The sequence below is a fragment of the Shewanella sp. UCD-KL12 genome (assembly GCF_001957125.1).
Lineage (GTDB): Bacteria > Pseudomonadota > Gammaproteobacteria > Enterobacterales > Shewanellaceae > Shewanella.
On record NZ_MPHJ01000019.1, the window covers coordinates 42903 to 66839 of the forward strand.

The 23937-nt window shown below is 44.8% G+C and carries 18 protein-coding genes; 11 read left to right on the forward strand and 7 right to left on the reverse strand.

Going from position 1 to position 23937, the window contains the following annotated elements; all coding sequences use genetic code 11:
- Window positions 1–513: 513 nt before the first annotated feature.
- The 3 genes from yjjX (at window position 514) to BM736_RS21855 (ending at window position 3741) form a co-directional block, all read left to right on the forward strand.
- Complete coding sequence (gene yjjX / locus BM736_RS21845; protein ID WP_076416213.1) at window positions 514–1086, forward strand: inosine/xanthosine triphosphatase; 573 nt, start codon at window positions 514–516, stop codon at window positions 1084–1086.
- Window positions 1087–1364: 278 nt separating this feature from the next.
- A complete protein-coding gene (locus BM736_RS21850) occupies window positions 1365–2360 on the forward strand; it encodes a GNAT family N-acetyltransferase (RefSeq protein ID WP_372828710.1) in 996 nt (331 codons plus the stop codon).
- Between the two features lie 337 nt (window positions 2361–2697).
- Window positions 2698–3741, forward strand: coding sequence for an NADP(H)-dependent aldo-keto reductase (locus BM736_RS21855; RefSeq protein ID WP_076416215.1), 1044 nt, complete (start codon window positions 2698–2700; stop codon window positions 3739–3741).
- 66 nt (window positions 3742–3807) lie between these two features.
- On the opposite strand, the gene BM736_RS21860 is transcribed toward BM736_RS21855, so the two are convergent.
- On the reverse strand, window positions 3808–5115 hold the full coding sequence (locus tag BM736_RS21860) for a diguanylate cyclase domain-containing protein (protein WP_076416218.1): 1308 nt from the start codon (window positions 5113–5115) through the stop codon (window positions 3808–3810).
- Window positions 5116–5351: 236 nt separating this feature from the next.
- Between BM736_RS21860 and BM736_RS21865 the strand changes: the two genes are divergently transcribed.
- The 3 genes from BM736_RS21865 (at window position 5352) to BM736_RS21875 (ending at window position 8859) form a co-directional block, all read left to right on the forward strand.
- A complete protein-coding gene (locus BM736_RS21865) occupies window positions 5352–6563 on the forward strand; it encodes a cysteine desulfurase (RefSeq protein WP_076416220.1) in 1212 nt (403 codons plus the stop codon).
- A 93-nt stretch (window positions 6564–6656) separates the two neighbouring features.
- Complete coding sequence (locus BM736_RS21870; RefSeq protein WP_076416222.1) at window positions 6657–7097, forward strand: SufE family protein; 441 nt, start codon at window positions 6657–6659, stop codon at window positions 7095–7097.
- Window positions 7098–7704: 607 nt separating this feature from the next.
- On the forward strand, window positions 7705–8859 hold the full coding sequence (locus BM736_RS21875) for a methionine aminotransferase (protein ID WP_076416224.1): 1155 nt from the start codon (window positions 7705–7707) through the stop codon (window positions 8857–8859).
- A gap of 1496 nt (window positions 8860–10355) precedes the next feature.
- On the opposite strand, the gene BM736_RS21885 is transcribed toward BM736_RS21875, so the two are convergent.
- Entirely contained in the window at window positions 10356–11957 is a 1602-nt protein-coding gene (locus tag BM736_RS21885; protein ID WP_076416228.1) for a BCCT family transporter, read from the reverse strand.
- A gap of 275 nt (window positions 11958–12232) precedes the next feature.
- Here BM736_RS21885 and yegS point away from each other — a divergent pair, with 275 nt between their 5' ends.
- Window positions 12233–13132, forward strand: a complete 900-nt coding sequence (gene yegS, locus BM736_RS21890) for a lipid kinase YegS (RefSeq protein WP_076416230.1) — start codon at window positions 12233–12235, stop codon at window positions 13130–13132.
- A gap of 59 nt (window positions 13133–13191) precedes the next feature.
- Here yegS and BM736_RS21895 read toward each other — a convergent pair whose 3' ends face one another.
- The 3 genes from BM736_RS21895 to BM736_RS21905 all read right to left on the reverse strand — a co-directional run bounded on the left by BM736_RS21895 (window position 13192) and on the right by BM736_RS21905 (window position 16794).
- Entirely contained in the window at window positions 13192–13482 is a 291-nt protein-coding gene (locus tag BM736_RS21895; protein ID WP_076416232.1) for a putative quinol monooxygenase, read from the reverse strand.
- A gap of 239 nt (window positions 13483–13721) precedes the next feature.
- Window positions 13722–15689 (reverse strand): TRAP transporter fused permease subunit, encoded by a 1968-nt coding sequence (locus BM736_RS21900; protein ID WP_218638778.1) that lies wholly within the window; start codon window positions 15687–15689, stop codon window positions 13722–13724.
- Between the two features lie 178 nt (window positions 15690–15867).
- Window positions 15868–16794, reverse strand: a complete 927-nt coding sequence (locus tag BM736_RS21905) for a TAXI family TRAP transporter solute-binding subunit (RefSeq protein WP_076416234.1) — start codon at window positions 16792–16794, stop codon at window positions 15868–15870.
- A gap of 234 nt (window positions 16795–17028) precedes the next feature.
- Here BM736_RS21905 and BM736_RS21910 point away from each other — a divergent pair, with 234 nt between their 5' ends.
- From BM736_RS21910 to BM736_RS21925, 4 genes are all read left to right on the forward strand, one after another.
- Window positions 17029–18195 carry a membrane dipeptidase gene (locus BM736_RS21910; protein WP_076416236.1) on the forward strand — a complete coding sequence of 389 codons (1167 nt, stop codon included), beginning with the start codon at window positions 17029–17031 and terminating at the stop codon, window positions 18193–18195.
- A 135-nt stretch (window positions 18196–18330) separates the two neighbouring features.
- Window positions 18331–18786, forward strand: coding sequence for an energy transducer TonB (locus tag BM736_RS21915; RefSeq protein ID WP_076416238.1), 456 nt, complete (start codon window positions 18331–18333; stop codon window positions 18784–18786).
- 72 nt (window positions 18787–18858) lie between these two features.
- Window positions 18859–19665 (forward strand): metallophosphoesterase, encoded by an 807-nt coding sequence (locus BM736_RS21920; protein WP_076416240.1) that lies wholly within the window; start codon window positions 18859–18861, stop codon window positions 19663–19665.
- 113 nt (window positions 19666–19778) lie between these two features.
- Window positions 19779–20960 (forward strand): AAA family ATPase, encoded by a 1182-nt coding sequence (locus BM736_RS21925; protein ID WP_076416242.1) that lies wholly within the window; start codon window positions 19779–19781, stop codon window positions 20958–20960.
- A gap of 102 nt (window positions 20961–21062) precedes the next feature.
- On the opposite strand, the gene BM736_RS21930 is transcribed toward BM736_RS21925, so the two are convergent.
- Both BM736_RS21930 and BM736_RS21935 read right to left on the reverse strand, forming a co-directional pair.
- On the reverse strand, window positions 21063–21437 hold the full coding sequence (locus BM736_RS21930) for a PH domain-containing protein (protein WP_076416245.1): 375 nt from the start codon (window positions 21435–21437) through the stop codon (window positions 21063–21065).
- Between the two features lie 361 nt (window positions 21438–21798).
- Window positions 21799–23877, reverse strand: a complete 2079-nt coding sequence (locus BM736_RS21935; protein ID WP_076416247.1) for a M20/M25/M40 family metallo-hydrolase — start codon at window positions 23875–23877, stop codon at window positions 21799–21801.
- Between the last annotated feature and the right edge of the window lie 60 nt (window positions 23878–23937).

The window sequence follows — 23937 nt, forward strand, 5'->3', positions numbered from 1 at the left end:
ATATTGGGATCAATGTCTAATTTATCATGCGCTAAATCTTCATCCTGATTGCACCTTTGCAACCAAAGCGAACCTTGAATTAACATCAAGAACACATATATTACCTTGCGGTGATATTCAAAAAATTAACCAGAACCAGCTCGCGCAGCGCATTGTCACACAAAGCCAGATATTTGAGAGGTTGACTTACAATTCAATGCCAGAGATTGAACTAGATCACAGTGTTTATCCCTAGGCAAATGAGAAATTGGGGGTGTGATCCACTATACGTTTTACATTTAAGCCATAGTGACCCAGGTCATACATTAGTTTTTTTCATTGCTGAGCACGCCTCAATAAAACATTAAAGATACAAAGCTGAGGCAAATATTGGTCAACTGCGCCTGCAGAGCTAATGTAATTTTATTACCTAAATAGCCTCAATTTTTATCTGCATAAGCGCAAATACTGGCCATTCACGGCAATGAAATTAGGTATAATCACCACAAGCCAAATAGATGACATTCGAGAACTATGAATCACATTGCAAGCTCCAACAAAATATCTCTGTTAGTTGGATCTAAGAATCCAGTCAAAATCAATGCCGCAAAACAGGCTATAAGTCAGTTCTTTCCTGAAATTGAAATCGAATGTAAAGGTGTCGACGCACCTTCAGGTGTCGCTGAACAACCTATGACAGATACTGAGACCCGCATTGGTGCAGTCAATCGAGTTAAATACTGTCAAAGCCTTTCAACACAGACAGATTCAAAAACATGTGAGCTCTTTGTCGCCATGGAGGGAGGAGTCGATCTGTTTGAACATGGGCCAGCCACCTTTGCTTACACTGTCATTGCCACCCAAAACCAGCTCAGTGTTGGACGAAGTGCTTTACTCCCGCTGCCACCTTCTATCTACAACGCACTGACCGAGGGCGAAGAGTTGGGCAATGTTATGGATAGGGTATTTAATACTCAGAACATAAAACAAAAAGGTGGGGCTATCGGCTTATTAACCCATGGGCGCGCTACCAGAGAAAGCATCTACACTCAGGCGCTCATACTGGCAATGGCCCCCATACTCAATCCTGAGCTTTATGAGGATTAACCACTCAATACTAGAACGATGCAAGTAGTGGCTCTTGTCTGCTTTACATTAGCTGTTGCTTGCATTCTGTAACTTATGAGCTTAAGTTAGATAATCTTAATATATTCAAGACTAAATGGCGGTTAATGAATAGGTATACCTGTCTCCCCTTCCATCAAAATTCACCACTTTAATCTGCTATCACTTGCAATCTAGGTTATAACCCCCTAAGTTAGTTGTAACTCGCAACTATTATTGACCAAGTTCTTTTCCTGTAGTCTTAAAGAAAATGGCTAAAAATGACCGTAACACCAGAAGGTACAGATATGCCACAAAGTCAAAACGGATACAGCCAACAAGGCTCAGAATTAAGAGCTGTTTCAAGAAAAATAGTTAGGCAACTGGGTGTATTAGACTCAGCATGTGGTGATCTCCCCCTTACTCCAGTTCAAGCTCATGCCCTTATTGAATTAAGTCATGGTGCCATCTCTATTAAAGAGCTAGCAGTACAGCTCAATGTCGATAAATCTAATGCCAGTCGAGCAGCCACTCACCTTGTGGAAAAAGGCTTTGCAGAAACCAAAAGCAATCCCAGAGATTGCCGTAGCTTACTCGCTCAACTCACCCCCCAGGGCAGAAGGCTATTACAGAAGTTAGATCGCCAACAGAACATCATATTCGAACAGATATTGTCTCAGCTATCTCCAGATGAAACCGATCAGATAGAGCTAGCGCTCAGTCGTTACCATAAGGCGATACAGCGGGCGCAACTGCAACAAGATTATCAAATTCGTGAAATTACAGCGGATGATGATTTGGCTATGGCCAATGTCATTCGAGAGGTCTCTGCTGAATATGGGTTAACAGCCGATAAAGGCTATGGTGTCGCAGATCTAAGTTTAGATAAGCTATCCCAAGAGTATCAAAGCCAACAAGCTAGGTATTGGGTCATAGAGAAGGAGGGCGAGATACTCGGCGGTGGTGGAATTGCCAAGCTATCGACAAACAATAGTGAAGTAAATAATAGTGAAGTGAATAATGATGAACAGGTCTGTGAACTACAAAAAATGTATTTCAGCCAAGCATTGCGCGGCAAAGGCTTTGCCAAACGACTCGCTTTTATTGCACTAAAATTTGCCCGTGAGCAGGGTTATCAAGCCTGCTATCTCGAAACTACCGCCTCTTTAAATGAAGCTGTAAAGCTTTATGAATCGATGGGATTTGAACACATAGACTCACATATGGGCAATACTGGCCATGATGCCTGCGAAATGCCAATGTTGTTAAAGCTATAGAGTTCATCGACAATCCAAGACGGCAAGCTCAATTAGATCGACGCTTCGCTTAAAAGGTAAACGACGCAACAAAGTGACTAACATAAGTTACTGACATAAGTTACTAACATAAGTGGCTAACATAAGTGGCTAGCATAAGTTGCTAACAGATACTTCGCAGGGAAAGCAATGATGACGCCCTTTAGGCTATTGGTAAGAGAAAATCTTATCCTTCAGCGAATCAAACCCTAGCGTCTATCTTTTCCCTAGTCTTTCCTTTGAAAGCTTGTTAGCCTCAAAAGGTAGTGAGCGCGGCATTGAGCCAAAGTAAACAAGCTAAATACACAGTGGAGATCTTATGGAATATCGTCGAATACCACATTCCAGCTTAGAAGTTAGCGAACTCTGTTTAGGTACCATGACATGGGGTGAACAGAACACACAAGCAGAAGCATTCAGTCAGCTCGATTATGCCATCGGTGAAGGTATCAACTTTATCGATACCGCCGAAATGTACCCCGTTCCCCCAAAAGCCGAAACCCAGGGCGAAACCGAGCGGATCTTAGGTCACTATTTAAAGCAAAGTGGCAAGCGCGACAATTTAGTCATTGCGACTAAAGTATCCGCCCCTGGGCCCAAGAGTGACTTTATCCGCCCTAATATGGCACTAGATTGGCGTAACATTCACGAGGCTGTAGATAGCAGCTTAGAACGCCTACAGATAGATACCATAGATCTTTACCAAGTCCACTGGCCAGACAGAAATGCTAACTTTTTCGGTGAACTCTCTTATCAACAGATTGATGACAACGAAAAGCAAACCCCAATCATTGAAACGTTAGAAGCACTTGCATCACTCGTTACTGCAGGAAAGATTCGTTACATAGGCGTGTCTAATGAAACCCCTTGGGGCTTGATGAAGTATCTACAACTCGCTGAAAAACACGGTTTGCCAAGAGTCGTAAGTGTACAAAACCCTTATAACTTGCTTAATCGTAGCTATGAAGTAGGCATGGCAGAAATCAGCCACCGAGAAGAGGTTCCTCTACTTGCTTATTCACCTCTCGCCTTTGGTGCCTTATCGGGTAAATACCTAGATAACCAGTGGCCAGAAGGCGCTAGACTCACCCTGTTTAAGCGTTTTGCCCGCTACACAGGCACTCAGATAGCGCTCGAAGCAACTCAGGCCTACGTTGAGCTGGCAAGAGAGTTTAAACTCAGCCCTGCGCAAATGTCACTGGCGTTTGTCACATCAAGGAAGTTTGTCGCCTCTAACATCATTGGGGCGACCAACCTTGAGCAACTTAAAGAAAATATTGACTCAATCAACACATCTATCTGCCCTGAACTGATGTTAAGGCTCGATGAGCTGGCACAAATCTATCGCCTGCCTTGCCCATAAATGGTCAACCACCAAGTCTGTCGCTCACATCACTAGTTAACTGCAACTAGTGATGTCGACTGCCCTTTACTCATTATTACTACTGGATTGCACCATAGTGGGCTCAAATAACCTATAACTTGAGCCCTCGTCTAATTTAGCTTTATACATGGCGATGTCAGCATATCTGACTAACGTTTCACCATCTAATGCATCTATTGGGGCTACAGCCGCACCAATACTGACAGAAATAGTCATGGCAGTACCTTTAATCACCGCAGGTGCCTCAAAGGCAGATATAATTCTGTTGATAAGGCTTTGAATATCACAGTTGTGCTCAATATCAGAGGCTAAAATCAAAAATTCATCGCCACCAAACCGATACACACTATCCCTATGGCTAACAGAAGAACTTATACGCCTAGCCGTTTCCTGCAACATAAGATCGCCCACATCGTGACCATAATTATCATTAATCTGTTTAAACAAGTTAAGATCAATAAAAATGGCCGCAGTCATCATCGACTTAGGCCTACAACGCTGGAGCATAGCATTAAGATCTTCACTCAAAGAGCTCTTATTTTTAAGACCTGTTAATTGATCATGTTCCGCTTGGTGAGATAACTCACGCTCACGTTCAAACACCTTGTCACTCATGTTATAAAAGGTCGAAAGAAGATGGCCCATCTCATTTTTTTCAATGATATCTTCAATGACCAAAGGCTTGCCTTTTTCAACAATTTTGGCGCTTTTTAACAGTAACTTTAATGGAGCAAAAAGATCCCGCTGTAAAAAGACAACAGTGAAAAGTGCAAGCACAATGAATACCATAAACTCTACCGCCATCAGTGTAGTTATTTGCGCCCTATACTTGCTATAGTCGCCCTTTCTTTGTTCCAGCAAGATAAGCTCTATATTGATAAAACTGGAGAGTAGTTGTCGAATATGATCCATATACAGCTTGCCTCTATTATCCACTACGATATCTAAGGCGGCCTCAAGGTTCTTCATCTGCGCAAGTTCAACGGTTTGAGTCAGTTCAGCAAACTTTAGCTTCATCTTGTCTTCAATTTCGACAACTCGAGCTTGCTGATCAGAATTATCGACGGTGAGTAGCCTAAGCTCTGCAATATACTTTTTCGCGGCTAAACCCCCTGTATGATATGGCTCTAAATAGGCAGTATTCTTCGTTAACAGAAAGCCACGCTGACCCGTCTCTGCATCTTTCATCGCTCCTAAAAACTGTTCTGAGACGATAATGACGTCATGAGTGTGGTTGACCCACTTTAATTTCTCTTCACCATAACCCTCTAACAGAATGGTAAAAATGGAGTTGACGATAGCCGTACAGAATAAAGCTGCCAATAGCAGACTCAACTTAAGACGAATACTCACTAAGACATTCCTTGTATAAAAGGTCTTGATATTAAATAAATACTTACCAATGACTAAGATTATAATTCTTATTAGCGAACCTGCTCAAAAATAACGCTTATTGCTACGGATACTCGCTCGATAAAATTATTTTGCCTTTATCATTTACCAATAAGCGGGGAAACAACTTGCATTGGTTAGGTAGATCTCCGAAGATCGTCCTGCCTTTTATTTTGAATAAACTAGTGGATAAAAACATGGATCACACCCAACTGCGCGCTCAATTTCCTGCACTGGAGCAAACACTAGATGGGTATCCACTCAGTTACCTTGATACTGCAGCCACCAGCCAAAAGCCCAAGCAGGTGATAGAGGCGATGAACAAGTATTATCTTCAAGATAATGCCAATGTTCACCGCGCAGCACATCAGCTGTCATCACGTGCTACGACTCACTATGAAGCGGTTCGAGATCAGCTAAAATGCTTTATCAATGCGAGTCGCCGTGAAGAGATAATCTTTACCCATGGCACCACCGAATCAATCAATATGGTCGCTCATGGATTAAGCCACAAGATAAAAACTGGCGACATCATATTAGTCGACAGCGCCGCTCACCACGCCAACATAGTTCCTTGGCAAGAGCTAGCCAAACGCACAGGTGCCATCGTAAAACCGGTTCCATTAACTAATGACTGCCGCCTCGATGAACTCGCTTTCGATCAACAACTAAAAGAGCGCCCCGCAATTGTTGCCTTGAGCCATGTATCCAATGCACTAGGTACCCGCAACCCCGTTGAGCGTATAGTCGCAAAAGCTAAAGCGGCAGGTGCCATCACCTTAGTCGATGGAGCGCAGGCCATTGCTCATCTTGAAGTGGATGTGCAGCAACTAGATTGTGACTTCTATGTTTTCTCTGGTCATAAGATGTATGGCCCAACTGGCATAGGTGTACTCTATGGCCGTTTTGACCAGCTCGACACCCTATCCCCTATGGTTACCGGCGGTGAGATGATAAAAACCGTCAGCTTCGAGTCGACAGAATTTAATATCTTACCCAATAGACTCGAAGCAGGTACCCCGCCAATTGCTGAAGTTATCGGCCTAGGCGAAGCGATAAACTTTATCAGCTCATTACCGACCACAGAGATACAGCAAAGAGAGGAAGAGTTGCTTAGCAACTTGCAGCAACAACTTAAAGATTTAGGCGATATCACGCTATATGGCGCTCATGAAGACAACATAGGTGCGGTCGCATTTAACTTAGCCGATGAGCACCACCAAGATGTGGGGATCTTACTCGATCAACAAGGGGTAGCCGTTCGTTGTGGCCACCACTGTGCTATGCCACTGATGCAAAGTTTAGGCGTGAAAGGGTGCTGCAGAGCATCGATTGGTATATATAGCAATCAAGAAGATATCGAACGCTTTATCGAAGCACTAAAATCAGTAAAAGAGATGCTGCTCTAGAGGCGCAGCCTCTAGCTGTAAACTGTAAGCTGTAAAACATATCGCCTCCAACATTTTTGATAACCATATTAGCGACACCATTTAGGTAACCAGATGAGTCAAGCCACACAACCCACTACCGAAGCATTCCTAGCAATAAATCTCGATAGCAGTGAGATATTGCCGCTGTTTGAAAATGCCAGTAACTGGCAAGAGCGTTATCGTCAAATCATGTTACTTGGCAAGACTCTGCCAAAGCTTGATGAGCAGTTTCGCGTTGAAGTGGCACAAGTCAGAGGCTGCGAAAGCAACGCTTGGCTCTATCACAAAAAGATAGAAGGCAAACATTACTTTATTGCCGATAGTGATGCTCGGATCGTAAAAGGGTTAGTGGCATTGTTGCTGACTGCTTGTCAGGGAAAAAGCGCTGCAGAGATAGCCACCTTCGATTTAGACGCTTATTTCGAACAGCTAGGTTTAACAGGGCAGCTCAGCCCCTCTCGTACCAATGGATTGTTTGCCTTGGCCCAGGCGATTAAGGCATTTTCAAGCTAAATTGGCTGACTTGCCTGATAACAAGTTTCAAATATCTTTTTTGTTGGGTTATTTGGACGGTTTTGATGTTTGGTTAACTCACCTAGTACCATGACCTTACTGTTATTAATTGCTTGCAGCAGGTGCTGTAAATGGATTTACGAATGTCACGCTCACACGGTCAGAGATGCTCCCGGCATCTCAAGACATTCCCCATATCCCTATGGGTCAGGTGTGAATGAGTGACCTCACATGTAGCTACCTCTGTGGAACGCTGTGACTTTTTATTTCATAAGAAGTATCCCTATACGCTCTGCGGTTTCAAACAACCTCCATATTTAACTGCCAGTTCGACATCCAGTCTCTCGTTCGAAGAGTATCACCTAGTGATACCTCACCTAGAAACCGAAGCCCACAGCTGCAGCTACATCAGGTTATTCATCTCTACGATTTAAAAGTTTTGGGCTAGGTAAGAAGCTTCAGAGTACTAAATACAAGGAGCTTAAGTCAGTATTACTGGCTAGCTTATTTGGCTAATATGAAATAATGTTAATTTAGAATATGATGAGATCATAAAGAGATGTAAAGTCTCACTAAATAGTGTCATTGCCCATAGAGAGAAAGCCCATTGAAAACGTTAACTCATAGCAGTAAATTACCGCACCTTGGCACGAGTATATTTACCACTATGACGGGGCTGGCCAATCAATACAATGCTATTAACCTCTCTCAAGGTTTCCCTGAATTTGATGCCCCTAAACGGTTGAAACAAGGCTTAGCCAAATACTGTGAGCAAGGCTTTAATCAATATGCGCCCTCATCTGGACTCGCGCCGCTTCAAGCTCAAATCGCCGCTCTCACAGGGCGAACCTATGGCACGGATATCAATCCACTCGATACAGTGACTGTGACTTCTGGCGCGACCGAGGCCCTATTTGTCGCCATACAAACCATTACCCATCCAGGAGATGAGATTATCATCTTCGACCCAGCTTATGATTCCTATAAACCAGCAATTGAATTGGCCGGAGGCCGTGCTGTACATATCGCCATGCAAGCGCCAGATTATGCTATCGACTGGCAACTGGTCGCAGCAGCGATTACAGATAAAACCCGCGGCATCATTATCAATACGCCCCACAACCCAAGCGCAAAGACTTTAAAACAGGCTGACTTTGATGAATTGAAAACACTGGTGAGCAAGCATGAACTACTGCTGATAAGCGATGAGGTCTATGAGCATATCGCGTTTGAAGGGACGCCGCATATTAGTGTATTAAGCGATCCAGAGCTTTTCTCCCGCGCCTTTGTTATCGCCAGTTTTGGTAAAACCTTCCATTGTACAGGTTGGAAAATGGGTTACTGCATCGCGCCCGAGGCTCTGACACAAGAGTTTAGAAAGATTCACCAATATGTCACCTTTTCAAGCTTCACCCCTGCACAATTGGCATTAACCGATATGCTGGCCGAAGAGAGTGAGCACATCACCGCACTCGCTTCCTTTTATCAACATAAAAGAGATCTACTGGTTAATGCCCTACAAACGAGCCGCTTCACCATTTTACCCAGTGAAGGTACTTACTTTTTACTGCTAGATTACTCAGAGATATCATCGCTCGATGACATGGAGTTTTGCGCATACTTAGTCAAAGATATAGGCGTAGCAGCAATTCCACTGAGCGTATTCTACCAAACCGCCCCAGGTGATAAAGTCATCCGCTTATGCTTCGCCAAAGAGGATGATACCTTGCTGCAAGCAGCCGCAAAGTTATCTGCTTTGTAGCAAGCAGAGTTCACTTGTCAGATAGCAAGTGGCTGAAATATCTTTTTGGTTGGGTTCATTGGGCTGAATTTGTATTTGGTTATTTTCAGGTAAACACAACTTCATTGTTATCTATTGCCTGCAGCATGCCCACATGTAGATACTTCTGTGGGTCGCTGGCTCTTGATTTCATAATAGTCCTTCCATGACCGCTCCACGGTTTCAAACAACCTCCATGTTTAACTGCCAGTTCGACATCCTGTCTCTCGCTCGAAGAGTATCACGTAGTGATACCTCACCCTGAAACCGAAGCCCACAGCCGCATCTACATCGGATTATCAATCTCTTCGATTGGAGTTTTACAGAAACACTAAGTAATTTTTGGACAAAAGTGTGTTTACTTGTCAGATAACAAGTTTCAAATATCTTTATTGGGTTCATTTGGCAGGTTTGATATTTGGTTCGCTAACTGAACCATTTTACTTCAATTTTATCTATCACCTGCCGTGGGCTTAAGTGCAAACACTTCCGTGACACGCTGTGAACCCATCCATGGGCGCTCTGCGGTTTCATCCCTGAAACCGAAGGTCACAGCCGCGTTCACACCTGAGTATTTATTTCTTCGATTGGGATTTACAGTTCATAACTAATTTCTGGACAGAAATAGCTTAGAGCAGTTGCTTCCAATACAGAGCAAAGCTCTCTACCTGTATTGAGATTGAAGGCAGAAGCTACTACAAGTCCCCCTTGGGAGTTGCCGTAGGGCATTGGAATACATAGCGTAAGCCAGACATGGATGTCTGGCTAACTTTCGGGGGACAGGATGTTCCATCGGAAGTGTTAGCTATTTATCCATAAGCGCAAGGGTCACAACTTCAATGGGGTGAATAATCATCAACGATGATTGAGCTTATGAGCGAGAGACAGGGATTGTCGAAATGGCTTTGTATAGGGACATACTCTGGCACGTACTCTTAACTTGATGAGATGGTAAAGGGGGGTTGCTGTTGACCTCCCTTTGCCTCGGGTGTGGGTGGAAAACCCGCGACTTACTTCGGTCGCCAGACCGATATCTCTGGGAATAGAATTCCGCGACTTTAGTTTTTAAACGAAGTCTAATCATCTTTTACAAACGCAGTTTGGCCACAGCTCACTTTGGGGCATAAACGTGTTACCAACAAAGCTTCAATCGAAGAGATAGATAAACGGGTGTAAGTAAGTTCGAGGACTTCGATTTCAGGGTGAGGTATCACTACGTGATACTCTTCGAACGAGAGACAGGATGTCGAACTGGCAGTTAAACATGGAGGTTGTTTGAAATCGCAGAGCGCCCACTGCAGGCGATAGACAACAATGAAAGTATAACCTTCAAACAAACTGCCAAGTAGCTACTCACCGAGTGCAGAACGGTTGTAAACTTCTGCTGCATAACATCTGATGCAAATCCATTTGCATCAGATGTCGCAGCAAAGCCCATATGGCCGGCTCAGATAAGTTAACAGCCGGAACTAGCCGGCTTAATTGACTTTGTTGGTTACCTTGGTTTGTTCAACTTCAGTGAGTAAGCCTCTAATCAAGCTCACGCAGCCTAAAAGCAAAATGATAGTGAAAGGCAGTGCGGCTATGATAGTTATCGATTGCAGAGCTTGAATTGACTGAGTGCCGCCAATCCACAACATCACCATAGCGATAGCACCTGAGATAACCACCCAAACCACTTTCTGGCGCTCTGGCACTTCTAACTTACCACCCGCAGTCATACCATCAATGACGATTGAGCCTGAATCTAACGTAGTCACAAAGAAAACGATAATCAGTGCGACAGCAATAACCGATAGAATATTGCCGAGCGGATAAGCATCTAACATATAAAATAAACTGAGAGAGACGTCAGCAATCCCCTGATCGATACCCAGTTGGCCGACCTTATCTATCACTTGCTCGATAGCAACACCGCCAAAAATAGACATCCAAGCTGTGGTGACGACTGTAGGTATGACCAATACGCACAGTAGGAACTCACGAACTGTACGCCCTTTGGAAATGCGGGCCACAAACATACCAAAGAAGGGTGCATACGCGACCCACCAAGCCCAATAGAATACGGTCCAACCATGTAACCATGTCGTATCGTCACGACCTGAAGCTTGGCTTAAAGGAATGATGTTTTTCACATAGCCAGAAACAGCAGTGGCCATTGAATCAAGCACTGTAGTGAAATTTAATACCGCAATGAAGCCAAGGAAAACAAACGCAATAATCATGTTTAGATTACTTAAAAGCTTAACGCCTCCATCCATGCCGCGCAGTACAGAGAAAATCGCTAATCCCATAATGAGTACGATAATGCCCTGCTGAAGGATAATATTATTTTCAAGTCCAAAAACATGGCTAATACCACTGGCAGCTTGTGTCCCACCTAAGCCAAGTGATGTGGCTAAGCCAAACAAGGTGACCAGTACGGTCAGTACATCAATCACATCACCGGTTTTCCCCCAGACTCTATCGCCTAGTAAAGGGTAAAACACAGAGCGCATTGATAAAGGTAACCCCTTGTTATACACAAAATAGGCCAGGCAAAGTGCTGTCATGCCGTAAATCGCCCACGCATGTAAGCCCCAGTGAAAGGCTGTTGCGCCTAATGCTGCTTCACGCCCTTCTGGTGTGAAAGGCTCTGCACTTAACGGCGTACCAAACCAGTTAGTATAGAAAGCCGTTGGCTCTGCCACTCCCCAAAAAATTAACCCGATCCCCATTCCTGCTGCAAATAGCATAGCTATCCATGACAACATGGAATAATCAGCTGTTGCGCCATCACCGCCTAAACGAATTTTCCCCAAAGGTGAAAATGCGATAGCGATAGCGAGCAAAAGCATTAGATTTGCCCCCCACATAAAGAGGAAATCAAAATTAGAGAGAACCGCCCCCTTAACAGAGTCAATGGCGGCTTTTGCGTCTGCTGGCGAGAGGACTAATAAGGTGACGATAAATAGAAGAGATAGGCCGACTGAGGCAGTAAAAACTGTGTTGTGAACATCCATGCCCAACTTATTGGTATTATCTTGTCCGATTTGATAATCCGTTGATTCAATACTGTATTTGTTTGATTTAAAACTCATAAATTATGATGTTCACATATCCGGTTCTACGAATATAAAGACCACTCCATTTCGGGTGAATAGTTGACTGGCTAGCCCTACCATCAATGAAAAATGGCCTCCAAGAAAAGAGGGGGAACTTGGCTATACGCTCAATCTCAAGCCGATTATCTTACCATAAAATGCGATAGCAAATTTTGATGTAAAGCCATAACCTCTGAAAGGAGCTCACTTAGGGCTGCAACACTCTACAAACTCAAGTACTATTAATCCCAACTCCCCCATAGAGCCTAAACATGAAAATCAGATTACTACTCAATGGTAAGAAAGCAGGATTAGATACCATTAGACAAGCAGTATACTCCCTTCGCTCTCAAGGGCACTTTCTCGAAGTCAGGGTCACTTGGGAAGCGGGCGATATTGAGCGGTTAGTTGCTGAAGCTATTGCTGACGGTTGCGATCGTATTATTGCAGGTGGTGGAGACGGAACGGTTAACGAAGTCGCTAATGCTTTAATGCTATCTCCGCTGGCATCCAGACCAGAACTTGCAATACTTCCTTTAGGCACAGCAAACGATTTTGCAACAGCTTGTACCATCAGCAATCAACCTTTAGCCGCCTTGCAGCTTGCCGCAACAGGTGAAGCGACGCCGATAGATATTGTTAGCGCTAATGAACAGTACTTTATTAATATGGCGACTGGAGGGTTCGGCGCTCAAGTTACCGCAACGACTCCTGTACAGTTAAAAAACTTTCTTGGCGGTGGTGCATACACGCTAACCGGATTAATTCAGGCTCTTAACTTTCAACCTTTTCTTGGAACAGTTTCAATAGAGGGGCAAAATTATGACAGAAAAGTACTGTTTGGCGCCGTGTGTAATGGACGAATGGCTGGTGGTGGGCAAGAGTTAGCTAAAAGTGCCTATATCAATGATGGATTACTAGAGCTCGTCTCTTTACAAGAGTTCCCCGCTAGTGAATTAAGCTTAGTTATAAATGAGCTAATCAATGATGATATCCAAAATGGTCAATATGTAAAACGCCATCAAGCTACAGCTGCAACATGGCAATCAGCAGAAGTAATGCCTATCAACCTCGATGGTGAGCCATTATCAACCAACAAGCTTACTGTTAAGGTTATCCCAGAGGCGATTAACTTGGTGCTACCTACTGGCTGCCCCTTGATAAAAGTATAACTACATATAAACTTTTCTATCGCTTAGCAAGGGGCGCTCTATATTGAGTGCTTGTAAACTTAATCAAGCTGTGTCATTTCACTAATAACAAAACTCTCCACTGCACCAGCGGTTGCCTCAAGGTAAGCCGCGATATGCTCACTCGCTAAATGGGTCTCTAACAGGGCTTTACTCTCCCAACGCTCATAAAACACAAATAGCTCTGGATGAGCATTATCTTGATGCAGATCGTACTGCAGGCAGCCCTGTTCTTTTCGAGTTGGTTCAATCAGTTTTAATAGCTCAGATTTCACTAATGCTACCTGCGCTTTGTTAGCTTCGATGCGTGCAACTATGGCTAATACGGTCATGGGGAACTCCATTAAATTATTCGGGGGTAGCAATCATTATAGGAGAGATTAAAAACAGATAAACACGACAATCCGCCCTACACTTTCAAAAAAGTGTTGATAATAGGTCTGAGAGTCATGACAATAGTTCAATATACAAACAAAAAATAGCGCCTTTTATCTGAGATAGAAGGCACTATGTTGTCTAAAGTAACCGATGAAAATAGTCTAAAAAAGCTTATAAAAAGCGAATGCTACAACTATTTTACCTCTAGAAGATCGCGAGTTCTCCACTGCACCGCGATTAAACCTAATATAACTAAAATCCCAACAAAACCAGCGCCGAAGGGGTTAAATAGGATCACAGGTACCGTCGATATCGCAATCACTCGCTCAGCTTTACTCAAGCCTCTTAGCAGATAACCTTCAATGGATATCGCCAACGCTAAGATAATACCTGCGGTCTGGGCGATAGCAAAAGCAAACTCCAACATGCTCGCCTCAGGATTAAGCAGATCGGTATAAGCCATCATGATTGGGATGATAAACAGGCCCCCGGCTAACTTAAAGGCTTCCACCGATGACTTCATCGGATTGGCATTCGCCACACCTGCCCCAGCAAAAGCGGCTAGCGCGATAGGCGGCGTGACATTGGAGGTCTGAGATAGCCAGAACACGATTAAGTGTGCAGTCAACAGCGGTAGACCAAAATCGCCCAACATAGGTACAGCCATCACAGCTAATACAATATAGGCCGCGGTAACCGGTAAGCCCATACCAAGCACCAATGCCACAATACTGATTAAGCCCAGTGCCACCAGCATGTAACCACCGGAGAACTCCATAACAAACTGCGTAAACTGCAGTCCAATTCCCGTCTGACCGACAACACCAACAATAATCCCCGCCGCGCCACACGCCACAGAGATAGGTAGCGCCATTAAGGCGCCGTTTTTCATCCCAGAGATAAACTTAGTTAGCCCGATACGGCTGTGCTTACGCAGCGCGGCAGTCACTAAGATTGCCGTACAGCCCGCCACACCAACAAGCAAAGGTGAATAGGCCATCATCAACAGCGCAGTGATCAGCGCCAGTGGGATCAGGTGATGGGCGCCCTGCTTCATCACTGCTATGACCGCTTCAGTGCGGCTCACAGCTTGTAAGTTAAGCTTACAGGCCATCAAATGTACGTAAAGCAAGGTACAGAAGAAGTAGAGAATCGCTGGCGCAATGGAGGCCAACATAATGTCGCTATAGGGCACCCCAGTAAACTGCGCCATCACAAACGCGCCAGCGCCCATAATAGGCGGCATGATCTGCCCACCTGTCGATGCCGCCGCTTCAATACCTGCGGCTTGCTCTGGCTTATAGCCCAGCTTCTTCATCATAGGAATAGTCACAGAGCCGGTTGTCACAGTATTGGCAATCGCCGATCCTGAGATTGAGCCAAGCCCAGCAGAGGCTAAAACCGCCGCTTTGGCTGGCCCACCACGGTATCGACCTGCAATAGAAAAGGCCAAATCGATAAAGAACTTACCCGCGCCCGTCACCTCTAAGAAGGCACCAAACAGCACAAAGATAAATACCGTGGTTGCCGCAATGCCCAATGCTGAGCCAAACACACCATTGGCCGAGTAGATCTGGAACTGAATCAACTCCTGCAGTGAATAAGATTTAGTGGCAATCGCGCTAGGCAGGAGATCGCCAAAGGCGCTATAGCCCAAAAACAGCGCGGCAATGAGTACCATGACCCAACCCACTGTGCGACGACAGCCCTCCATCAATAACCCTAACAGTGCGCAGCCAGCAACCAAATCTTGCATGCCTAAGCCATAGAGTAGATGGTCGATATCATTGTAATCAAAAATGCTCATACGATAGGCAGCGAACAGGGTCAGCCCACAGAGCACCAGGTCGAACACTCTACCAGGGAGATAAAGCTTGCTGTAACGGTTTTTAATCAGTGGATAGTGTAGAAAAATAAGCACCAATACCCAGCAGAGGTGTACGGGTCTGAAATAGGTCGCCGAAATGGTCGAGGTGATCCCTTGCCAGATCTGAAAGCCTGACAGAGCCACAGCAATAACAAGAATAATATAACCAAACCACTTAAACACAGCCTCATAGGGCATGGTGTCATCAACCGCTATAGTTGCTAAAGATGCGCTCTGGTTTGGATCGAGTACAGGTTCATCATGACCTAATTTTGAATTATTAGCTTGGGTCATATCATGTCCTCAATAGGTTCAGGTTATACGGTGTAAACTGACGTTGAGTCGAGAGTCTCAGCCGCCTACCTAAACAGAAAATAAAAGGAGTACCTTGCGGTATAGACTAAAACACAAAGACAGCCTATTGGCTGCCCTTGCACTTAAGTTTTATTGTTTTACAGATAGTTAGGCAGGCTTACTTAGCCAGTGAGTCTAAATACTTTTGCGCACCAGCATGCAATGGCACACCCGCTAAGCGGTTAGCATTCTCAGGGGTCGTCGCTTCAGCGACCTTAACCACTTTACGTACCTCACCCATGTTCTCAAATGCCGATTTCGTCAGGTTAAACGCCATTTCATCACTCATCTTGGCACTCACAACCACCACGTTCCACACGCTCAAAGTCGACACCTCGCCAACGTTATTGTAAACATCAGCAGGTATGGTGTAGTTGCTGTAAGCTGGATTTTTCTCGATAAACGCCTTGCTCTCAGTTTCTGACACTGGGATAACATTGATCTTATGAGTCAAAGCGACCTGAGTGACAGCGCCAACTCCTTGCCCACCGACAATAAAGCCAGCATCAATTTGGCCATTAGCTAATGCATTGGTCGTTTCTGCATAATTAAGGTATACCGCATTGATATCTTTTTTCACATCGATACCGATAGACTCAAGCAGAGCGGCTGCCGTTACGGCTGTGCCACTTGCAGGCGCACCTAAAGATATACGCTTACCTTTTAGTTGGCTCAATGACGTTATGCCAGACTTTTCAAGCGAAATGGCATGTACAAGATTCGGGTAAAGTGCGAACAATGTCTTTACAGGCATCTCACTGCGGAATTTGCCTTCACCTTTATAGGCATCTAATACCACGTTCCCCATCGCAATACCGGCAATCATGTCACCGCGAACTACTTTAATCGTATTCTCAACAGAGGCCGCAGTTACCTCAGCCTTCACATTCACGTCAGGTACCTTATCTGACCAGACTTTAGCGAGTGCACCGCCGAAGGGATAGTAGATACCGCTTTGACCGCCAGTACCGATTGAGTAATTTTCGGCATGAACCGCCGCTGGTAAAATAAGCAGTAATGCGAGTGTAAGTGCCCGATGAAACATAGCCTTCCCCTTGATTTATTTGATACATTTGTTGCTGGTTAAGTTATTAAAATTAACCAAAAATCTTTTATTTATTAGTACGTTTTCACTTCAATTCGGCAACGATAGTCACTTAAGGGGTCATTAAAGTCAAGGTATCGAATAGTCTAAGGCTATGGGGTAATATGACCTGTAATACCAATCAGTATAAAGAATAATAATTACCCATAATGCTAAGCAGGCGAGAGGAACTATATGAAACAAGCATTTAACCGTCGCAAACTACTCAAGGCGATGGCTGCTGGCAGTGTATTAAGCCAACTGGGCTGTTTTTCAGCGCTTGCTAGCGAGAGCAAGCCTTTATACCTAGATGGTTTATGCTTTCTTCCCGACGACTTAAGCGACCTTAGTGCATCTAAAATTGACGCTTACCTATGTGATATCTCAGATATCGAAGCCATAAAGCAGCCCGATGGTACCACCAACTATAAGCGCACTTACCAAGCTTGTATGAAGAGCATTACCGCCGCGTTGACTCGTGTGAATGAAAACCCTGACAAACTGCTCTTAGGGCAAAGCAGCGCCGATATTTCCCGGGCACACAAAACCGGAAAAACGGCGGTATTTTTTCAAATTCAAGGAGCAGATTGCGTTGAGGAGAGCATTCACTCATCACTCAATCAGGTCGATGAGTTTTATGATAAAGGCCTAAGAGCACTGCAGCTCACCCATCACTACGGCAATAAGTTTAGCGGCGGCGCCTTAGATAATGCAGTTGTTAAGGGGCAGAGTCAGGGGCTTAATAAACCGCTAACGAAAGCGGGTCAGCAGTTAATTACTAAGCTCAATGACAAAAGCATACTTATTGATGTGAGTCACTCCAGCCCGCAATCTGCGCTCGATACAGCCAAAATATCAGAGGCTCCCATAGTGCAAAGCCACGGTGCAGTGCGCGCCATCGTTAACCATGCTCGCTGCTCACCAGATAATGTGATCAAAGCGATAGCTGATACTGGCGGTTTATTTGGCGTATTTATGATGAGTTTTTGGCTCACAAACGACAAACTCCCCACCACCGAGCACTATATTGCTCACCTTAAACATGTGGCCAATGTTGGCGGTATAGAGAGTGTTGCCATCGCCAATGACTACCCCCTGCGTGGCCAGAAAAACCTGCTTAAACTTGATAACAATAACGCAGAAGGCGTGAAGCAATATCTAGATTGGTGGCACAGTCTGCGGGCTAAAAACGTGCTTGGCTATGATATAGAGCCTGAGCATGTAGTGATCCCTGAGCTTAACCATATTCACCGTATGGAGCGCATCGATTTGGCCTTAGCCAAGGCAGGCTTTAGCGCCAATGATAGAGACAAGGTTATGGGCGCTAACTGGCAGAGAGTATTGAAAGATGTTTTAGGCTAATGCCAACGGTAACAGCCAGTATCTAAAATCAACAGCTTACTATTGCTATAAGAGAATGAGTGAAACTGTTTAAATAATAACTTCACTCATCTATAGTGGGTAATTGATAAATCAAAATAAGACAAAGGAATGTCCATGAAACCTATCATTACACTCGCACTTTTATTTTTAATCTTCTTATCTACGAGCGGCATTGTGCAAGCCAAGAACAAGGTATTTGCTAATATCTTAGTCACCGATATGACTGCTCATACAGACCCTCTATGGCATAACGCCGATCAATCTATGCCCATATACCCTATCGAGCTAGCACGCTCACAAATTAAGGGATGCGCTGTGTTAGCATTTAATGTTTCAAAGTCTGGTGATACTGAGAATATTGAAGTCATCTCTTCAGTGCCAAACAGGCATCTTGGTAAGTTCTCAAAAAAAATAGTCAAACGATGGGACTGGACAAAAACATCAGACAGTAGCCCTGCATCTGCTGAAAAGCACACTGTTCGATTGGACTTTTGCTTAAGTACTGAGTCAGATGAGCACTCTAAAGCTTTCTGCCAACAACAACGGCAGTTAAACTGTAGCTCAACATAGGCGCAAAAAATTGTAATGTAGCAACAATCACATGAGAGCTACATTCGCAATAATCAGAAGTTGTAACCGGTAATGAGAATATATCAGCTAAGTGATTGCCACTTACAATTAGATAATAACGCCCCTGGGGCTAACTTGATTCAAGCGTTGGCCCTGATTGAAGCCAAGGGGGATGGCCAACTGCTTTTGCTAACAGGCGATCTAGTATGCGGGCCAAGTATCGCACTCTATGAAAGCTTCAAACGGCTCATTGAGACGCATACCTCTATTGCAAATATCTATGCCATTGCCGGTAATCATGATGACTTAGTGATGATGAAACAGGTATTTCGTGGCAGTCGCATCCAAATCAAAGAGCATGTTCACTTAAATGATGACTTAAGTCTTTGCTTTGTCGATTCCAGTCAAAAGCCTAGGCAAGCGATGACTCTGGGAGCTGGCCGCGTATCTAATAGATCGCTGAGCCAGCTGAGAAAGTTCACTCGAAAACATCAATCTATCGTGGTGATCCACCACCCTGTGCTCAATCTAGGCGCAAAGTGGTTCACCGAGATAGGCATAGAGAATCATTTCGCTGTTGCCGATGCCATTAACTCACAAACACTCGCTGTGGTGAGTGGCCATGCCCATGCATTTTTTAAGGTGCCTCTTCCAGCTTTAAAACATACATCCAATGATACAACTGTCCCGCTATTTGTCTCGCCAGCGACCTCTTATGGCTTTAATCATGATAAACCTGATTATGAGAAAAGCCCCAATATCGGCATTATGGCCTATGATATTGAGCGAGAATTCATTGTAAATGGCAGCGTTCGATTATCACCGAGATACCAGTTCAACGAATCGGTGATTGATTTAACGCCAGTTGAAATTCAGTAGATAAATAGGCTTAAACATAGGTAAAGAGTGCTTTATTCACCATACAAATTCTGGCGAATGACAGAATTTAATGTCAATATTCCCTAGCCACTTCCCTATTAAACAACACAAGCATGCTGACGACCTTAGCGATTCAAAATTACCGTTCTCTACGTGAGATCCGTGTCCCCCTTGAGCAGCTCAATTTAGTCACAGGCGCTAACGGCAGTGGCAAGTCTAACCTCTATAAGGCGCTGCGTTTATTAGCACAAACAGCCCAAGGAGGCGTGGTCAATGCACTCGCCTTAGAGGGTGGTTTAGATTCTAGCTTTTGGGCCGGACCGGAAAATATCACTAAGGGCATGCTCAATGGTGAAACAGCTATCGAACCCACAGTTCGACAACAGGCTAAACGCTTGAAGCTAGGGTTTGCCAGTGATGAATTTAGCTACCTGATTGAACTAGGGTTACCTAAACCTGACTCCACCACCCTGTTTGGCTTAGATCCACAGATAAAACGAGAAGCCATCTGGGTAGGGAATAAGTACCGCCCTGCGTCAGTATTGGTTGAGCGCCGTGGCGCACTGGTTAAAAGCCGTGCTGAAAAAGACAAACAGGCGGGCTTTACCACGTTGAACTTGCATATGCATTATGGCGATAGCATCTTCAGCGAGCTTGCCGATCCCGAGCGCTCCCCTGAAGTGTTAACATTAAGAGACAGTATACGGGCCTGGCGCTTTTACGATCATTTTCGCAGCGATTGCGATGCCCCTGCGCGAAAACCGCAATTAGGCACACGCACTCCTGTGCTTCACCACGATGGCTGCGATCTCGCCTCGGCGATCCAAACTATCTTTGAAATTGGTGATAAAGCTGGGTTCGATCACGCCGTCAGTGACGCCTTTCCAGGCGCACATGTCCATATCGAATATGAGTCTAACGGTATGCTCAGCCTGAATTTTTATCAGCAAGGCCTACTAAGACCGCTCAAGGCTGCAGAGCTGTCCGATGGCACCCTAAGATATCTGCTTTTAGTCGCTGCATTACTCACGCCTAGGCCACCGGAATTAATGGTGCTCAATGAGCCAGAAACCAGCTTACACCCAGATCTGCTCCCCGCACTGTCTCGACTAATAGCAAAAGCATCCTCGGTCTGCCAGCTATGGGTCGTATCCCACGCTAATCGGCTAATCAATGCCCTCAATGAGTTTGAGCATTGCAATCTTATCGAACTTGATAAGCAGCTGGGGCAAACAGAGGTTTTAGGTCAAGATATCTTAAGTACGCCAAGCTGGAATTGGCAACAGAAAGGCTAAGCGGTTAGCGATTTGATAATGACAGCCTCTGAACATAACTATTCAGGCCAATTTGATGAGCGTCGATACGACTCTCATCAAAACAGCTAAGCTGGTAGCAAATTATAAAGAGAAGTTCGCTATCGTCTTTTGAATACCAACCACATCAGTCCCCTTTTTGAGTTCTTTAACTAATGGCTTATCTTGACCTGATATCCACAATTTAAGCTCTGAGTCCATATCAAAACGTCCAGCCGTTTCAACTTCAAAGTGGGTAATAGCCTTGTAAGGAATTGAGTGATAACTCACCTTTTTACCTGTCACACCTTGCTTATCGATAAGAATAAGGCGCTTGTTTGTGAAGACAAACATATCGCGAATGACCTTATAGGCAAGGTGAAGCTCTTCATTGTCGCCCATTATTGGGTTTAACTCTTCGGCGAGGTCCTCAAGGTCAACTTCTGAAGCGTTGCCCATCAATGAATCTAACAGTCCCATAATTTCGTCCTTAAAAGTGGTATTAATTGCAGCTAAACATAAGATAACACACTCTAGTCTCTAGGCTTTAAATTCATCTCTTGTCTTTACTTAACTCCTCTCCCTTCCAGAGATGAGTCCAAAAAAACAGCCTATCTTTGGAAGACTTGACCGCTAAAGTCGCCCAACCTTTCAGTGCAAGCGCTGCAATCAATTCAGATAGGCTGCATAAACTGTTATCAATGCAAATAACAACAAAATATCAGTGACTCAACATGCTATGTCACTAAAATGAGTAAGCCCAGTAGGCCTACTCCCCTGAGACGCTTTTAATAAAAAAAGCGAATTTTCTCACTCAGGAACACACCAGTTAACACTATTATTACTGGCAGTTTCCAAGTAACTTCCACACACCCCATTGACCAGAATCTGCTGGTGATTCACCTTGAGTCCACCAATTTGCGCTGTACTCCTTGCCTGACTGAGAGACCTTCTCCCCACCTAGGTAAATTGATGCTTCATCCCACGCTTGGCTCTGACACTCCCCAGGTTCCCCAGGCTCAGAGTCATCCGCAAGGCTTACCACCTGTGTTTGACTGTGGGATAGCCCATCACTGTCTGTTACTGTCAGCACCACAGAATAACTACCAGCATCGGCATACCGGTGACTCGGGTTCTGTGCACTACTCATGGTGCCGTCACCAAATGACCAGCTACGGCTATTGATTGCCACATCATCAACTGACTCATCGCTAAAGCTGACACTGAGCCCATTGACTGAGTAACTAAACTTGGCAATAGGTGCTGTGGGCGTGCCACCATCATCTGAGCATGGGCCAACGAGTGACCATACTTGGGTATAGATATTTGGCGCAGCCCCTGTTGACCACCAGATAGCCTCATACTCCTTGCCCTCAAATGCCACCTTATCCCCTAATGCGTAATTTACTGCTCTATCCCACGCATTTAGGCCTGTACATCTGCCTGGGTCCGGATCACCGCTCGAAACTGATACCATCTTGCTATCGCTATCTGATGCTGCATTGCTATCAGTCACTGTAAGAGTCACTTGATATTGCCCCTCTCCCCCATAGGTATGACTGGGTGAAATGCCACTGCTTGAGTTACCGTCGCCAAAGTTCCATTGATAATTTGCCAGCTCACCACTAGAAAGCGATGCATCAAATTGACAAACAAGTGCATGACATTGAGCTGTAAAACCTGCAATAGGCTCTTGAGGATCGCCACCTGCATCTGGGTTACCCATCTCGATAGCAAAGCTTAATGCTAAGCGCGCAAAAGGGACCGAATTAACCGCTTCGGCATCACTGTTTGCCAAGGTATCATTACGAGTATGGATATTGGGGTTTGCGCCATTGAAACTTGATTCAAAGGGCATAGTGGCTGGATAGCCCTGGTTATACCAAGAGGCATGATCAGAACATGCATATCCGCAGCGATCATCACCATAGGTCACAGCGGGTTGATAGCTATCTAATAACTGCTTCATATAGCGAGTAAAGCTGCTATCGATATAGTCAGTCATAAACACAATATCTTCAGTTGAGCCATGGTAGTTAGTCATATCAAGTTGAAGTACAGCTAAAACCTGCTCGCCTCTGGCTTTGTAGTCTGCGGCGATCTCTTTAGAGCCTCTTAAGCCCACCTCTTCTGCCGCGTAACCCATAATGTGGATACTACGTTGAGGACGCTCACCACTGCTCAATATGGCACTGGCAACATTGGTAAGCGAAGCGATGCCCGATGCATCATCATCAGCACCTGGTGCTACCGTCCCCTCTCTTGTGCCACTGCCAGCCGTTGAATCCAGATGGCCTCCCATGACCAAAATTTCATCGGGGTAATGACTGCCGATTATTTTTAAAATAACCGAGTCTTGTCCCCAGCCACTGTGATTATATGGCTCAACACTGGCCCAACTATATTGACTGGCAAGTTGCCCCCAGTAGTCGGCTAGCCAATCGGCGGCTTGCTTACCTGTGCTTGTGGTGTAAAAGCGGTTAGTAAAGTTACTTAAGGCCTCAATGGTTGCCTTAATCGACCCCGCTTGGATGTGAGGCAATAGCGCATTCACTTTGGCGCCTTGTTGAATAGGCGGCGCACTAAACCCAAGCATCTGCTGCGGCCCTTGCAGCGCATCAACCGCCTCCTGATAACTGTTGTGGACAATATAACCACCACAGCGTTGCTTCTCTTCATGCATTAAATGAGTCAGGTGTTGTAACTGAGTTTCATCGGCTTGATAGATAAGAACAGGTGATTGTGATAGTTGAGTATTCATCAGCGCTGGTGCAAGCTGAGCACCAACCTTCTCAACTTGAGTGACTGCATCATTGCCTATAGTTATCCATACTTTTTGCTCGTTATCTTGTGCATATACACCGCAAGATAGGAGAGGGAGTAAGATCCCTAACGCTGTTTTTTTTGAATAAAAGTTCATAGCAAACATCCTTAAAGGAATGTCGATAAGCTGGTCCAAGACTATATAATCGATAGTGAT

Coding starts and splice junctions, on each gene's coding strand:
- yegS (WP_076416230.1), top strand. CDS start 12,233: ATGAAAATCAGATTACTACTCAATGGTAAGAAAGCAGGATTAGATACC.
- BM736_RS21900 (WP_218638778.1), bottom strand. CDS start 15,689: ATGACCCAAGCTAATAATTCAAAATTAGGTCATGATGAACCTGTACTC.
- BM736_RS21925 (WP_076416242.1), top strand. CDS start 19,779: ATGCTGACGACCTTAGCGATTCAAAATTACCGTTCTCTACGTGAGATC.
- BM736_RS21910 (WP_076416236.1), top strand. CDS start 17,029: ATGAAACAAGCATTTAACCGTCGCAAACTACTCAAGGCGATGGCTGCT.
- BM736_RS21920 (WP_076416240.1), top strand. CDS start 18,859: ATGAGAATATATCAGCTAAGTGATTGCCACTTACAATTAGATAATAAC.
- BM736_RS21905 (WP_076416234.1), bottom strand. CDS start 16,794: ATGTTTCATCGGGCACTTACACTCGCATTACTGCTTATTTTACCAGCG.
- BM736_RS21935 (WP_076416247.1), bottom strand. CDS start 23,877: ATGAACTTTTATTCAAAAAAAACAGCGTTAGGGATCTTACTCCCTCTC.
- BM736_RS21855 (WP_076416215.1), top strand. CDS start 2,698: ATGGAATATCGTCGAATACCACATTCCAGCTTAGAAGTTAGCGAACTC.
- BM736_RS21870 (WP_076416222.1), top strand. CDS start 6,657: ATGAGTCAAGCCACACAACCCACTACCGAAGCATTCCTAGCAATAAAT.
- BM736_RS21850 (WP_372828710.1), top strand. CDS start 1,365: ATGACCGTAACACCAGAAGGTACAGATATGCCACAAAGTCAAAACGGA.
- BM736_RS21885 (WP_076416228.1), bottom strand. CDS start 11,957: ATGAGTTTTAAATCAAACAAATACAGTATTGAATCAACGGATTATCAA.
- BM736_RS21930 (WP_076416245.1), bottom strand. CDS start 21,437: ATGGGACTGTTAGATTCATTGATGGGCAACGCTTCAGAAGTTGACCTT.
- yjjX (WP_076416213.1), top strand. CDS start 514: ATGAATCACATTGCAAGCTCCAACAAAATATCTCTGTTAGTTGGATCT.
- BM736_RS21865 (WP_076416220.1), top strand. CDS start 5,352: ATGGATCACACCCAACTGCGCGCTCAATTTCCTGCACTGGAGCAAACA.
- BM736_RS21895 (WP_076416232.1), bottom strand. CDS start 13,482: ATGACCGTATTAGCCATAGTTGCACGCATCGAAGCTAACAAAGCGCAG.
- BM736_RS21915 (WP_076416238.1), top strand. CDS start 18,331: ATGAAACCTATCATTACACTCGCACTTTTATTTTTAATCTTCTTATCT.